The 13,989-nt window shown below is 62.3% G+C and carries 10 protein-coding genes; 4 read left to right on the top strand and 6 right to left on the bottom strand.

The window, feature by feature from the left end:
• Window positions 1–62 precede the first annotated feature (62 nt).
• Window positions 63–1,553, bottom strand: coding sequence for an NCS1 family nucleobase:cation symporter-1 (locus FH041_RS03525; RefSeq protein ID WP_027916204.1), 1,491 nt, complete (start codon window positions 1,551–1,553; stop codon window positions 63–65).
• Window positions 1,554–1,891: 338 nt separating this feature from the next.
• On the opposite strand from FH041_RS03525, the gene hydA reads away from it, so the two are divergent.
• The 3 genes from hydA (at window position 1,892) to preA (ending at window position 6,113) form a co-directional block, all read left to right on the top strand.
• Window positions 1,892–3,331 carry a dihydropyrimidinase gene (hydA, locus tag FH041_RS03515; protein ID WP_027916205.1) on the top strand — a complete coding sequence of 480 codons (1,440 nt, stop codon included), beginning with the start codon at window positions 1,892–1,894 and terminating at the stop codon, window positions 3,329–3,331.
• A 139-nt stretch (window positions 3,332–3,470) separates the two neighbouring features.
• Entirely contained in the window at window positions 3,471–4,838 is a 1,368-nt protein-coding gene (locus tag FH041_RS03510) for an NAD(P)-dependent oxidoreductase (RefSeq protein ID WP_028686543.1), read from the top strand.
• Window positions 4,839–6,113, top strand: a complete 1,275-nt coding sequence (gene preA / locus FH041_RS03505) for an NAD-dependent dihydropyrimidine dehydrogenase subunit PreA (protein WP_088523344.1) — start codon at window positions 4,839–4,841, stop codon at window positions 6,111–6,113.
• A gap of 201 nt (window positions 6,114–6,314) precedes the next feature.
• Here the strand turns inward: preA and FH041_RS03500 are convergent, their stop codons facing one another.
• The 5 genes from FH041_RS03500 to gnd form a co-directional block, all read right to left on the bottom strand.
• Complete coding sequence (locus FH041_RS03500; RefSeq protein ID WP_088523345.1) at window positions 6,315–6,935, bottom strand: TetR/AcrR family transcriptional regulator; 621 nt, start codon at window positions 6,933–6,935, stop codon at window positions 6,315–6,317.
• Window positions 6,935–7,291, bottom strand: coding sequence for a VOC family protein (locus tag FH041_RS03495; protein ID WP_027916209.1), 357 nt, complete (start codon window positions 7,289–7,291; stop codon window positions 6,935–6,937). Before FH041_RS03495 ends, FH041_RS03500 begins: the two co-directional genes overlap by 1 nt.
• A gap of 88 nt (window positions 7,292–7,379) precedes the next feature.
• The gene (locus FH041_RS03490) at window positions 7,380–9,173 is read right to left on the bottom strand and encodes a glycoside hydrolase family 15 protein (RefSeq protein WP_027916210.1); all 1,794 of its coding nucleotides are present in this window, start codon (window positions 9,171–9,173) and stop codon (window positions 7,380–7,382) included.
• A gap of 91 nt (window positions 9,174–9,264) precedes the next feature.
• Window positions 9,265–10,773, bottom strand: a complete 1,509-nt coding sequence (gene zwf, locus FH041_RS03485) for a glucose-6-phosphate dehydrogenase (protein ID WP_088523346.1) — start codon at window positions 10,771–10,773, stop codon at window positions 9,265–9,267.
• On the bottom strand, window positions 10,770–11,753 hold the full coding sequence (gnd, locus tag FH041_RS03480) for a phosphogluconate dehydrogenase (NAD(+)-dependent, decarboxylating) (RefSeq protein ID WP_027916212.1): 984 nt from the start codon (window positions 11,751–11,753) through the stop codon (window positions 10,770–10,772). Before gnd ends, zwf begins: the two co-directional genes overlap by 4 nt.
• Window positions 11,754–12,416: 663 nt before the next feature.
• On the opposite strand from gnd, the gene glgA reads away from it, so the two are divergent.
• Window positions 12,417–13,976, top strand: a complete 1,560-nt coding sequence (glgA, locus tag FH041_RS03475) for a glycogen synthase GlgA (protein ID WP_088523347.1) — start codon at window positions 12,417–12,419, stop codon at window positions 13,974–13,976.
• The last annotated feature ends 13 nt before the right edge of the window (window positions 13,977–13,989 follow it).

Genomic DNA, 13,989 nt, shown 5'->3' with positions numbered 1-13,989 from the left:
GCTTTTCTTGTCGGATGTGTAAGCCACGGCGCGGGCCTGCCCGCACTGCGACGAGCAGGTATTCAAGGCAAAGGCTTGGCCATGCGCGTCGGGCTAGGGGCGGCCATGGCAGCGAAGACGTAGTACAAGCCAGCCCCGAGCAGCGAGCCGGTGAACCAGCCATAGTCGTAGAACCAACTGAAGTGACTGTTGCCAATGGCCAGCACCGTGAGCGCCACCGGCAGCGCAAAGGCCGCGAAGCCCGGCCAGTGCCACGCAGGATAGACGTCATCACGATACAGCCCGGCCAGATCCAGGTGCTGACGCCGTACCAGGAAGTAATCCACCACCATGATCCCTGCAATGGGACCGAGCAGGCTGGAATACCCCAGCAACCAGTTGGAATAGACGCTTTCAAGGCTGATGTCGGAAACGATCCAGCCCAGCTTCTTGAGAAGCTCGTGGCCCATCAGCGCCAGTCCGATGAAACCGGTCAGCCACACCGCCCGGCTGCGCCCGATCAGGCGCGGTGCAATGTTCTGGAAATCGTTGGTGGGCGAGACGATGTTGGCCGCCGTGTTGGTGGACAAGGTAGCGATCACGATCAGGGCCATGGCCAATGCTACCCAGAAGGGGCTCTGAATCTTGCCGATCAGCGTCACCGGGTCGGAAACGGTCTCGCCCACCAATGAGGCCGAGGCCGCCGTCAACACCACACCCAGCGAGGCAAACAGGAACATGGTCAGGGGCAAGCCGAATATCTGCCCCAGAATCTGGTCCTTCTGGCTGCGGGCATAACGACTGAAGTCCGGGATGTTCAGCGACAGGGTGGCCCAGAAGCCCACCATGGCAGTGAGCCCTGCGCAGAAATAACCCACCACGCTGGCCCCTTGAGGACGCTTCGGTGGCTGGGCCAACAGTTCGGTCATGGACATGTGCGGCAGCGCCCACACCAGCAGCCCGACACCCACCGATACCAGCAAAGGCGCTGACAAGGTTTCCAGCCACTTGATCGATTCTGCACCGCGCAGCACCACCCACAGGTTCAGGCACCAGAAGATCATGAAGCCGATCACCTCGCCGGTGCCGCCCAGGGCCTTCCAGCCCTCGAATACCGAGCCCAGGAACAGATGAATCGCCAGCCCGCCGAACAGCGTCTGGATCCCGAACCAGCCGCAGGCGACCACGGCCCGCACCAGGCACGGTACGTTGGAACCCAGAATGCCGAAGGATGCACGCAGCAGCACCGGGAATGGAATGCCGTACTTGGTGCCGGGAAAGGCATTGAGCGTCAGTGGAATCAGCACGATGAGGTTGGCCAGCAAGATGGCCAGCAACGCTTCACCCACGCTCAGACCGAAATACGCCGTGAGCACGCCGCCCAGGGTGTAGGTAGGCACGCAGATGGACATGCCCACCCACAGGGCGGTGATGTGCCACCTGTTCCAGGTGCGCTGATGCACCTTGGTGGGGGCGATGTCGGGGTTGTAGCGCGGGCTGTCGAGCACGTCGGGGCCTTCGCACAGCTCTACCAGGCCGTTGCGTTCAACCTCGTGCGATCTGCTCTGTTGCATGGGGCCTTCTCCAGAATGTTGTTGTAGTTGTTCGCTCATCGGGGCGAGTCGATGGCCGGAGTACACACGCAGAATGTGGGTAGAAATTTCGACCAAATTTCAATCTTGTCAAGTTAGTCAATCTCTTGCGAAACGCCTGTGCTAGAGCTATTCGTAATTTAATTTCTTTATTAATCAGTAAGTTAAAAACCACAAAATTCGTGGGATTTATTTCTTGCCGAATCCAGAATCTGCATCTAGCCTCGAATCTTGTCAGCGCTGACAGGATCTAGCTGCCCGCCTGACCTGCACAATTTCAAGAACCGGCACAGACCGGTCAGCCTGCGAGGAAAAACGGCATGTCTCTGTTGATCCGTGGCGCCACCGTGGTCACCCACGAAGAAAGCTTCAGCGCCGATGTCCTGTGTGCGAACGGCCTGATCCAGGCCATTGGCCAGGACATCGACCCACCCGTCGGTTGCAATGTGCTCGATGGCAGCGGCCAGTACCTGATGCCCGGCGGGATCGACCCGCATACCCACATGCAGTTGCCGTTCATGGGCACGGTAGCCAGCGAGGACTTTTTCAGCGGCACCGCCGCCGGGCTGGCAGGCGGAACCACCTCTATCATCGATTTCGTGATCCCCAATCCCCAGCAGTCGCTGATGGAGGCGTTTCACACTTGGCGCGGTTGGGCAGAAAAGAGCGCCAGCGATTACGGCTTTCACGTGGCCATCACGTGGTGGAGCGACCAAGTGGCCGAGGAGATGGGTGAGCTGGTCGCCCACCATGGGGTGAACAGTTTCAAGCACTTCATGGCCTACAAGAACGCCATCATGGCCGCTGACGACACCCTGGTCGCCAGCTTCGAGCGTTGCCTGCAACTGGGCGCCGTGCCCACGGTGCACGCCGAGAACGGCGAGCTGGTGGATCATCTGCAACGCAAGTTGCTGGCCCAGGGCATGACAGGGCCCGAGGCGCACCCGTTGTCACGTCCACCCCAGGTTGAAGGCGAAGCGGCCAGCCGCGCTATCCGTATTGCCGAAACCCTCGGTACGCCGTTGTACCTGGTGCATGTCTCCAGCCGCGAGGCGCTGGATGAGATCGCCTACGCTCGCGGCAAGGGGCAGCCGGTATACGGCGAGGTCTTGCCTGGCCATCTGCTGCTGGACGACAGCGTCTACCGCGACCCGGACTGGGCCACGGCAGCGGGCTATGTAATGAGCCCGCCGTTCCGACCGCGTGAACACCAGGAGGCGCTGTGGCGCGGCCTGCAGTCGGGCAATCTGCACACCACCGCCACCGACCACTGCTGTTTCTGCGCCGAGCAAAAGGCCATGGGACGCGACAATTTCAGCCGCATTCCCAATGGCACGGCCGGTATCGAGGACCGCATGGCGGTACTGTGGGATGCCGGTGTGAACACAGGTCGCCTCTCCATGCACGAATTCGTCGCCGTTACCTCTACCAACACGGCGAAGATCTTCAACCTCTTTCCACGCAAAGGCGCCATTCGTGTCGGGGCCGACGCCGACCTGGTGCTGTGGGACCCACAGGGCACGCGCACCCTCTCGGCCAAGACCCATCACCAGCAGGTGGACTTCAACATCTTCGAAGGCCGTACCGTGCGCGGCGTGCCCAGCCACACCATCAGCCAGGGCAAGGTGGTGTGGGCCGACGGTGACTTGCGCGCCGAAGTCGGTGCCGGACGGTATGTCGAACGCCCGGCCTACCCTTCGGTGTACGAACTGCTCGAGCGTCGGGCAGAACACCACCGGGCCACCCCCGTGCCCCGCTAGCCGCTGACACTGATCGACCGGCTTTCACTGCAACACCGACCCCTCAGGCCGACACCGTGCGCGGGGGCCGGCGTGCCGGTGATCGGGGCTGCCCGCGCCCCACTTTTCAAGCCCACGACAAGAAAGAGAGGCTACCACCGTGATAGACGCACTGAACCATTTGCCCCGCCCAAGGGCCGGCAGCGACCAGTTGGCCGAGCATTTCAGCGACCTGGTCCCACCCCTGACCGCGCGCCAGGCCGCCGTGGAGAGCGCGCGCTGCCTGTACTGCTACGATGCCCCGTGTATCAATGCCTGCCCCAGCGACATCGACATTCCGTCCTTCATCCGCCGCATCAGTGATGACAACCTGCAAGGCGCTGCTGAACGGATCCTGTCGGCCAACATCCTCGGTGGCAGTTGTGCCCGTGTCTGCCCCACCGAAATCCTCTGCGAACAGGCCTGCGTGCGCAACAACGCGCAGGAATGCGCGCCGGTGCTGATTGGCCAATTGCAACGCTATGCCTTGGACAACGCCCAGTTCAGCGAACACCCCTTCCAGCGCTCCCCGGCTACCGGCAAGCGCATCGCAGTGGTCGGCGCCGGCCCGGCGGGCTTGTCTTGTGCACATCGTCTGGCCATGCACGGGCACGATGTGGTCGTCTTCGAAGCCAGTGAGAAACCGGGTGGCCTGAACGAGTACGGTATCGCCCGCTATAAGTTGGTTGATGATTTCGCCCAACGTGAAGTGGCGTTTTTGCTGGGCATCGGGGGCATCGAGATCCGCTATGGCCAGCGCCTGGGCAGCGACCTGGGGCTCGGTGACCTGCGGGATCAGTACGATGCCGTCTTTCTCGGCCTTGGGCTCAGTGCCGTGCGGCAACTGGGCCTGCCCGATGAACAGGCACCTGGCGTGCTGGCTGCCACCGACTACATCCGCGAACTGCGCCAGGCCGATGACCTGAGTCGGTTGCCCTTGGCCGACCGTTGCCTGGTGATCGGCGCCGGAAACACAGCGATCGACATGGCCGTGCAGATGAGCCGACTGGGGGCGCGCGACGTCAACCTGGTGTATCGCCGTGGGGCGTCCGACATGGGCGCCACGGGCCACGAGCAAGCCATCGCCAAGGCCAACCAGGTGCGTCTGCATACCTGGGCGCGCCCCGACGCCGTACTGCTGAGCGACGATGGCAAGGTACGCGGCATGCGCTTCGCTCGCACCGCAATGGTAGACGGTCGCCTGGGCGACACTGGAGAAACCTTCGAACTGGCTGCCGACGCGATCTTCAAGGCCATCGGGCAGCGCTTCGAAGACCAAAGCGTGGCGGACCCGGTCGCCGCGCAGCTGGCGCGCGACGGCGAGCGCATTCGCGTCGATGCGTGCATGCAGACCAGCCTGCCGGGCGTGTATGCCGGCGGTGACTGCACCGCCCTGGGCCAGGACCTCACCGTGCAGGCCGTACAACATGGCAAGGTAGCTGCCCAGGCCATCCATGCCCAACTCATGCTCAACGTGGAGGCAGCGTAAATGGCTGACTTGTCTATCGTCTTCGCCGGCATTCGCGCCCCCAATCCCTTCTGGCTGGCCTCGGCCCCGCCCACCGACAAGGCCTACAACGTGGTACGCGCCTTCGAAGCGGGTTGGGGTGGCGTGGTCTGGAAAACACTGGGGGAAGACCCAGCAGCGGTGAACGTGTCATCGCGATATTCGGCGCACTTCGGCGCCAATCGCCTGGTTCAGGGCATCAACAACATCGAGTTGATCACCGATCGATCACTGGAAATCAACCTGCGGGAGATCACTAAGGTCAAGAAGGACTGGCCGGACCGTGCACTGATCGTGTCGCTGATGGTGCCGTGCGAGGAGGCATCGTGGAAATTCATCTTGCCACTGGTAGAAGCCACAGGGGCCGATGGAATCGAACTGAACTTCGGCTGCCCCCACGGGATGCCCGAGCGGGGCATGGGGGCGGCGGTGGGCCAGGTGCCTGAGTATGTGGAGATGGTCACCCGCTGGTGCAAGACCCACTGCTCACTGCCGGTGATCGTAAAGCTCACCCCCAACATCACCGACATTCGCCAGTCGGCTCGAGCAGCGCATCGAGGCGGCGCTGATGCGGTATCGCTGATCAACACCATCAACTCCATCACCAGCGTGGACCTGGACCGCATGGTGGCCCACCCAATTGTCGGCGACCAAAGCACGCACGGCGGTTACTGCGGCTCCGCCGTCAAACCCATCGCCCTGAACATGGTTGCGGAGATCGCCCGCGACCCCGCCACCCAGGGCTTGCCGATCTGCGGGATCGGCGGTATCGGCAATTGGCGTGATGCTGCCGAGTTCGTGGCTCTGGGCAGCGGCGCGGTTCAAGTCTGCACCGCCGCCATGCTGCATGGCTTTCGCATCGTCGAGGACATGAAGGACGGCCTTGCACGTTGGATGGACCAGCATGGGCATGCCCGTCTTGAAGACTTCAGAGGCCAGGCGGTCGGTCACACCACTGACTGGAAGTACCTGGACATCAACTACCAGTCCATTGCGCACATCGATCAGCACGCTTGCATTGGTTGCGGCCGGTGTCATATCGCCTGCGAGGATACCTCCCACCAGGCCATCGCCAGTACGGTGAAGGCCGACGGTACCCATGCCTACAGCGTGATCGAAGAGGAATGCGTAGGCTGCAATCTATGCCAGATCACCTGTCCCGTTGAAGACTGCATCGAGATGGTGGCACAAGACACCGGCAAGCCGTACCTGAACTGGACGCAGGACCCGCGCAACCCGTATCGGGAGGTTGGCTGAGGGTAGGGAGTGTGGATGCAGGCGCGGTTTCGCCAGACGCCGGATCCGTCGCGGTGGGGCGCACATGGGCCCTGATGTTTATGATTCACGGCTCAAATCCTGGGGCCGCCCAGCGGCCCCAGGGTCTATACTCCCCGCATCATCGTGCGCCGGGACCGCTGCACGCCCTCTGCCAGTGGCAGTCAACAGCCGTCTGACGCCTCAAGGCTCTAACCCAATACCTCGCAGGATTACACGGGTGACCGTCTGCACAGCGTTTTCGAAGTCTCGGTCGGACAGCGGCTCGCCTTCGTTGAGCAAGGCCACCTGGTAACCGAAGTCGGCATAATGCTGGGTCGATGCCCATATCATGTACAGCAGCGCCGACGGCTGCACCGGCAGAATGCGCCCCTCCTCCACCCAGCGGCGGATCTTCGCCTCCTTTAGCCTGGCCCAGGGCACCAGGCTCTCATCCAGGTCCGCCCTGAGCACCGGCGCACCGTGCAGCATCTCCTCGGCCCAGATTTTCGAGCCCAGCGGCCGTGAACGGGAGTGTGCCATCTTCGCGCGGATATAACTGGTCAGCACGACGCGAGGGTCATCGAAGTGCTCGAAGCTCAACGCGTCTTGCTTCCAGACTTCGAGCAAGTCCTGCAGCACCGCTCGAAACAGGTCGTCCTTGGTCTTGAAGTAGTAGTGAAGATTCGAGCGCGGCAGCTGCGCCTGTTCGCCGATATCGCCCATGGAAGTGGCAGCGAAGCCCTTTTCGGCGAATACGCGCTCGGCAGCCTGCAGAATCTTTTCGACGTTGCGACGACGGATTTCAATCTTGTGGTTGGCCATCAGGCGTCGGCCGTCCACACGGCCAACTCGAACCCATCCGGATCGGTGAAATGAAAACGGCGACCGCCCGGAAACGCGAACACTGCCCTGCTGACGGTGCCGCCCGCTGCTTGCACCCGTCGCTGGGTGACCTGCAAGTCATCTGCATAGAGAATGACCAGAGGCCCTCCTGGCCGCACGGGCTCACCTGTAGTGAAACCACCCGTCAGCCGGCCGTCGCTGAACTCGGTGTAGGCTGGCCCGTAATCGGTGAACTTCCAGCCGAACACCGCTGCGTAGAATGCTTTGCTGCGCGCGATGTCGCTGACGTTGAACTCGATGTTGTCGATCTGACGATCCCTACCGCGAATACCCATGAACGCTCCGTGCTCTCGGAAATGTTCCGTAGTCTACTCCGCTTGCGTAGCGAAACCATGAGCCGGCGCAAGCGCCGGCTACCAGGCTTCAGGCGCTGGCGCGCACGCGCGCAGGGCATTGCGCACGGTGCAGGTTGAGCGCGGTATTGATGATGCCGATATGGCTGAACGCCTGCGGGAAGTTACCCAGCATGCGCTTGCCTACCGGATCGTACTGCTCGGCCAGCAGGCCCACATCGTTGCACAGCTCGGTCAGCCGTTGATACAGCGCGTGCGCTTCGGCCTGGCGTCCCAGCAGCACGTACACGTCGGCCAGCCAGAAGGAGCACACCAGGAATGTCCCCTCGCCTGCCGTCAGGCCATCGGTGCAGCTGTCGGTGTCGTAGCGCAGCAACAGGCCGTTGTGCAACAGGCGCTTTTCGATCTGGGCCAAGGTTCGCAGAAACCGCGGGTCGTGGGCCGGCAAGAAGCCGGTCAACGCGATGTGCAGCAGGCTGGCATCCATCTCGCAAGAGCCGTAGGCCTGCACGAAGTGCTGGCCCTGAGCATCGAGCCCCTGCTCGCACACTTCCCGGTGGATCTGATCAGCGACCTGCCGGTAGTGAAGGCCGCGTTCACGGTCCTCCTCGGTGGTTTCGGCAAGCCCCGCAGCGCGGTCGAACGCCACCCAGGCCATGACCTTGGAGTGTACGAAGTGCTGCCGACCACCGCGTACTTCCCAGATGCCTTCATCAGGCTCACGCCAGATGCTTTCCAGGTACGGCATGATCACCCGGCTGATCGCGGCACTGCGCGGATGCCTGGGCAGGCCACCACGGATTGCCTGGCTCATGGCGTCGGCCAGTTCACCATAGATATCCAGCTGTGTTTGCGCGGCGGCTGCGTTGCCCACCCGCACAGGCTGGGAGTGCTCGTAACCGGCCAGCCAGGGCAACGTGTACTCCTGAAGGTCACGCTCACCGGCCAGGCCGTACATGATCTGCATCTGCTCCGGGTTGCCCGCCACCGAACGCAGCAGCCATTCACGCCAGGCCTGGGCTTCTTCGAAGTACCCCAGGTTCATGAAGGCCAGCAAGGTCATGGTGGCATCGCGCAGCCAGCAGAAGCGGTAGTCCCAGTTACGCTCACCGCCCACGCGCTCGGGTAGCGAGGTCGTCACCGCCGCCACGATCCCGCCCGTGGGCGCATAGGTCATGGCCTTGAGCACCAGCAGCGAGCGGCGGACCAAGGCCGTGTACGGTCCCACGTCCGGGCACTTGGCTGCAAAGGCCTGCCACTGATCCACGGTGGCCTTGAGGCAGGCATCGACGTCCTGTTCGGCGGGAACCGCCAGGTGCGAAGGGTGATGACGCAAGCTGAACACATGCCGCTCGCCCTCGCCTACCCGCATACGCGCCACCGTGTGATGATCGCGAGCATGGGGGGCCACGGTCGAGGACAGGATCAAGCGGTCCGGGCCTGCTACCGCGCTGAGGGTCAGCGGGTCGAGCCGCTCTACCCAAGGGACGCTGCGCCCGTAGTCAAAGCGCATCACCAGGTCCATTTCAAACGTGGTCTGGCCCGAAAGCCCTTCGACAATGCGCACGACCGCGTTCTCGTCACCCAAGGGCATGAAATCCAGCACCCGCGCCTTTCCCGAGGCCGTGACCCAGACGGTTTCAAGCACCAGCGTGTCGTCCAGGTAGCGCCGGGTGCGCTCTGTCACGGGGTCCGAGGGCGCCAGGCGCCAACGCCCATTTTCCTCGTTACCCAGCAAGGCCGCGAATACCGCTGGCGCATCGAAACGCGGCAGGCACAGCCAGTCGAGCGAGCCATCGCTGCTAACCAGGGCTGCACTGCGGCAGTTGCCCAGCAGGGCATAATCTTCAATATGGGCAGGCATCGATACTCCTGGAATTCAGTGCGTCAATGGTGCCGGACCCGCTTTCGCGGACAGGCCCGGCATCACGCGATCGGATCGAAACGGTGCAACGTCAACCCAGCCGGTGCCACTCGCGCTTGTCCCGGGCCAGCAGCTCGTTGCCCGCCTCCGGGCCATCCTGGCCGGCCTCGTAGTCGTGCACTTCCCCGCCCTGGGCCCAGGCATCGAGAAACGGCTGGACGGCGCGCCAGCCGTTCTCGATGTTGTCGGCACGCTGAAACAACGTCTGGTCGCCTGTCAGGCAGTCGTAGATCAAGGTTTCGTAACCGGTGGCCGGGGTCATCTTGAAGAAGTCTTTGTAGGCGAAACCCAGCTCGACATTCTCCATCACCAGTTCCGGCCCTGGCCGCTTGGCCTGAAGGTCGAACCACATGCCTTCGTTGGGCTGGATCTGGATCTTCAGGTAATTGGGCTTGGGCCTTTGCAACGCGGACTCTCGGAACTGGGCATACGGCGCCGGCTTGAAGCAGATGGCGATTTCCGTATCGCGCACGCTCATGCGCTTACCGGTGCGCAGGTAAAAGGGCACACCGGCCCAGCGCCAGTTGTCGATCATGATCTTCATGGCCACGAACGTTTCGGTCTGGCTGTCAGACTCCACCTTGCTTTCCTGGCGGTAACCCGGCACGTGCTTCCCGCCCAGGGTGCCGGCTACATATTGGCCGCGAACCGAGTTCTTCAATGCCATCTTGGTCGACCACGGGCGGATCGCGCCGATCACCTTGGCTTTCTCCCCGCGAACCGCGTCGGCGGCAAACGCTGCAGGCGGCTCCATGGCCACCATTGCCAGCAGCTGGAACAGATGATTGGGCACCATGTCGCGCATTGCACCGGTGCTGTCATAGAACGCACCACGGGTTTCGACCCCTACGGTTTCAGCGGCGGTGATCTGCACATGGTCGATGTAATGATTGTTCCAGAACGACTCGAACAGCCCGTTGGAGAAACGGCTGACCAGGATGTTCTGGACGGTTTCCTTGCCCAGGAAATGGTCGATCCGGTAAATCTGACGCTCGCCCATCACGTTCAGCAGGCAGGCGTTGAGCGCCTCGGCGCTGGCAAGGTCGTGTCCGAACGGTTTCTCGATGACCACCCGGCGAAACCCGCCGCCCGATTCGTCCAGCAACCCGGCTTCCCCGAGGCGCTTGGCCACTTCGGGGAAGAACCGTGGGGAGGTCGCCAGGTAGAAAATGGCGTTGCCATGGCTGGTCTTGTCGATGCGCTGGGCGATCGCCTCATAAGTCGCCGCGTCGAGAAAGTCCCCGGTCTGATAGTCCAGGCGCTTGGCAAGGCTGGCCCAGAGCTTTTCGTCCAGGTTCGCTGGAGCACCCTCGCCACCTTTGTCGCGCTCGGCCATGAACGCATGCAAACGTTCAGCAAATTCCTCGGCGCTGACAGCATTGTGGTCGACACCCACGATGCGCAGGTCCCGATCGAGCAGGCCATCACGGCTGAGGTTGTAGAGCGCAGGCATCAGCAGTCGCTTGACCAAGTCGCCATTGGCGCCGAACAGGAACAAGGTGCAGGGTGGAGCAGCGGGCGTTGCCGGTTTTTTGCTCATTCAGGTTTCTTCTCAACGTGCCCACCGAACCCAAGGCGCATGGCCGAGAGAATCTTGTCGCCATACGTGCCTTGTTGTTGGCGCGAACGGAAACGCGCGAACAGCGCACTGGACAGCACCGGGACTGGCACTGCCTGCTCGACGGCCGCGTCGATGGTCCAGCGCCCTTCCCCGCTGTCCGACACCGAGCCGCTGAACTGGGCCAACTGAGGGTCGGCCACCAGCGCGTCGGCGGTCAGGTCCAGCAGCCAGGACGTGACCACGCTGCCACGGCGCCACACTTCGGCGATCTCGGCCACGTTCAGGTCAAAGCGCTGGTCCTCGGGCAGCTCGTCACCGCCTTTGCTGCGCAGCAGGTCGAAGCCTTCGGCGTAAGCCTGCATCAAGCCGTATTCGATGCCGTTGTGCACCATCTTCACGTAGTGCCCGGCACCCGGCGGGCCGGCATGGATATAGCCATGCTCGGCACGCTGTGGTTCTCCGGTGCGTCCGTGGGTGCGCGGGATGTCCCCGACACCGGGTGCGAGTGCTGCAAACAGGGGCTCCAGACGTTCGAACACGTCCTTTTCCCCGCCGATCATCATGCAGTAACCGCGTTCCAGGCCCCATACCCCGCCTGAGGTACCGACATCCAGGTAGTGAAGCCCACGCTGGGCCAGTTCTGCGGCGCGGCGCATGTCGTCTTTGTAGAAAGTATTACCACCGTCGATGATCGAATCGCCAGGTTCCAGCAAGTCAGCCAGCTGGGCAATGGTCTGCTCGGTAGGCGCCCCGGCGGGAAGCATGACCCAGACGGCACGAGGCGCCTGGAGTTTCTCGACCAGTGCAGCCAGGTCAGCCGCCCCGACGCTGCCTTCGCCCTCCAGAGCAGTAACGGCTTGTGCGTTGCGGTCATGCACCACGGTGTGATGGCCAGCGAGCATAAGCCGCCTTGCGATGTTGCCGCCCATGCGGCCCAGCCCGACGATTCCCAATTGCATGAGCAGGTGCTCCCCTTCTGGAATGAGTGACGACGTTTCGCCTTTCAGGTTAGTCCAGTGGACGGCATGAGGGTTCAGCGACGGGCGGTATGTTCATGTTGGTTTATTGGGGACGAGACGCCGCGCTATCTGCCATTCAGGGTGCGCAAGATCAATTTAACAGCGCTCGATCGATCAAGGCCCCGTCATACAGCACGGGTCGCACCGTTAAGGTGCAAAGCAATACACACAGCGCCGCTCGTCGCCTCTCGCCGGCGTGCAATAAAAACGCCCTGAATGCTCGGCGAGCCGATGCCAACGTTTGCGTCTAGCACGGGGGCCGCCTGGAATGACCGTTCGGTCACATTTGTAATATTTCTCGCCTACACTCAGGTTCCGGCCCGCCATTTGCTCATTGGAAGAGCAACGGAAAAAAAGTCGAACTTTAAGGAAAGCCGACAGGTCAGGAACTAAGCAGGCCAGATGAAATGGGTTATTCCCACGCACGGCCCGCCCACCCCAACCAGTCCACTCGCCTTTTGGCCGGAATGCCAAATGCGCTGTGCCTGTGCGCACGACTCGGGGGCAAGGATTGCAGTACGCAGAATTCGCAAAGAGAGAATCAACACGAAAGACCGCCGCGGTTTATCAGTGCCCGGCCAAGCTTAGGGACGGAGAGAAAGAATGATCAGTGCCGCTGTCGCGACTCAAGTAGCTACCTTTACATCGGAACATCGCGAACCGCTCACCCCGGAGCTCGCCAAGACAGGCAAGGCACCTGGCGCCCAGCGCCAGAACAACCCGAACAAACGCAAGATCCTTTTCGTCACCTCGGAAATCGCTGACCTGGTGAAGACCGGTGGTTTGGGCGACGTCTCCGCGGCGTTGCCTCGCGCCCTTGCCCACCTGCACGACGTGCGTGTGCTGATCCCGGGTTACCCGCAGGTGGTGGAAAGCGACAACCCCATCCACATCGTCGGTGAGCTGGGCGGCCATGCAGCCTTGCCCCCTTGCAAGATCGGCCGGATGGACTTGCCCGACGGGCTGGTGATCTACGTGTTGATCTGCCCAGAGCTCTACCAGCGTCCCGGCACGCCTTACGCAGCAGAAAACGGTCGCGACTGGCCGGACAACCATATCCGTTTCGCCCGCCTGGGCCTGGCGGCTGCAGAAATCGCAGCCGGTGAAGGCATGATCCATTGGAAACCGGAAATGGTGCATGCCCATGACTGGCCAGCGGGCCTGGCCCCTGCGTACATGCACTGGCGCGGCTTGAGCACCCCGACCCTGTTCACCATTCACAACCTGGCCTACCAGGGCGTCTACAGCCGTGGCTGCAGCCCGGAACTGGCCATACCCGACCATGCCATGCAGCAGGAAGGCATGGAGTTCTACGGCAAGCTCTCCTTCCTGAAAGCTGGCCTGGCCTACTCCAGCCATATCACCACGGTCAGTGCCACCTACGCCCAGGAAATCACCACCCCCGAATTCGGCTGCGGCCTGGACGGTTTCCTGGCCAGCAAAGCGCAACAGGGGCTATTGGGCGGCATTCCGAACGGCATCGACGAAAGCTGGGATGCAGCGACCGACAAGCACCTGCAGCACAATTTCAGCATCAACGACTGGGAGGGCAAGGCGCGCAATGCACAGGCAGTGCGCGAGCTGTTCCAGCTGGACCCCTCCGAGGGCCCATTGTTCGCCGTGGTCTCGCGCCTGGTCTACCAGAAAGGGCTGGACCTGACCCTGGGCGTTGCCGAGTACATCGTCGAGCAAGGCGGCCAAATTGCAATCATTGGTCGTGGCGAGCCTGAAGAAGAGCAAGCCATGCGCGAACTGGCCCTGCGTCATCCCGGCCGTGTGGGTGTACGCATCGGCTTCAACGAAACCGACGCACGCCGCATGTTCGCTGGCAGCGACTTCCTGCTGATGCCTTCGCGCTACGAGCCATGTGGCCTCAGCCAGATGTACGCCCAGCGCTTCGGCTCGCTGCCCGTTGCACGCAAGACCGGCGGGCTGGCCGATACCATCGAGAACGGCGTAACAGGTTTCCTGTTCGACGAGTCGACGGTAGAAAGCTACCGCGAGGCGCTCAGCCGGGCGTTCTACATCTACCAGAAGAAAGACCTGCTCAATGCCATGCGTTGCCTGTCCATGACCCAGCCATTCAACTGGTGCCAAGCGGTGGAACCCTACGCACGCTTGTACGAAGACCTGGTCAAGCAAGCCCAATTGGCTCATTACTGAAGAGAGGTCGAAG

This window comes from Pseudomonas sp. SWI7, assembly GCF_006351945.1.
Lineage (GTDB): Bacteria > Pseudomonadota > Gammaproteobacteria > Pseudomonadales > Pseudomonadaceae > Aquipseudomonas > Aquipseudomonas fulva.
The sequence above is the reverse complement of the archived record's forward strand: the minus strand, read 5'-3'. Positions and strand labels throughout refer to the sequence as shown.

Coding starts and splice junctions, on each gene's coding strand:
- FH041_RS03525 (WP_027916204.1), bottom strand. CDS start 1,553: ATGCAACAGAGCAGATCGCACGAGGTTGAACGCAACGGCCTGGTAGAG.
- hydA (WP_027916205.1), top strand. CDS start 1,892: ATGTCTCTGTTGATCCGTGGCGCCACCGTGGTCACCCACGAAGAAAGC.
- preA (WP_088523344.1), top strand. CDS start 4,839: ATGGCTGACTTGTCTATCGTCTTCGCCGGCATTCGCGCCCCCAATCCC.
- FH041_RS03500 (WP_088523345.1), bottom strand. CDS start 6,935: ATGGCCAACCACAAGATTGAAATCCGTCGTCGCAACGTCGAAAAGATT.
- FH041_RS03495 (WP_027916209.1), bottom strand. CDS start 7,291: ATGGGTATTCGCGGTAGGGATCGTCAGATCGACAACATCGAGTTCAAC.
- FH041_RS03490 (WP_027916210.1), bottom strand. CDS start 9,173: ATGCCTGCCCATATTGAAGATTATGCCCTGCTGGGCAACTGCCGCAGT.
- zwf (WP_088523346.1), bottom strand. CDS start 10,773: ATGAGCAAAAAACCGGCAACGCCCGCTGCTCCACCCTGCACCTTGTTC.
- gnd (WP_027916212.1), bottom strand. CDS start 11,753: ATGCAATTGGGAATCGTCGGGCTGGGCCGCATGGGCGGCAACATCGCA.
- glgA (WP_088523347.1), top strand. CDS start 12,417: ATGATCAGTGCCGCTGTCGCGACTCAAGTAGCTACCTTTACATCGGAA.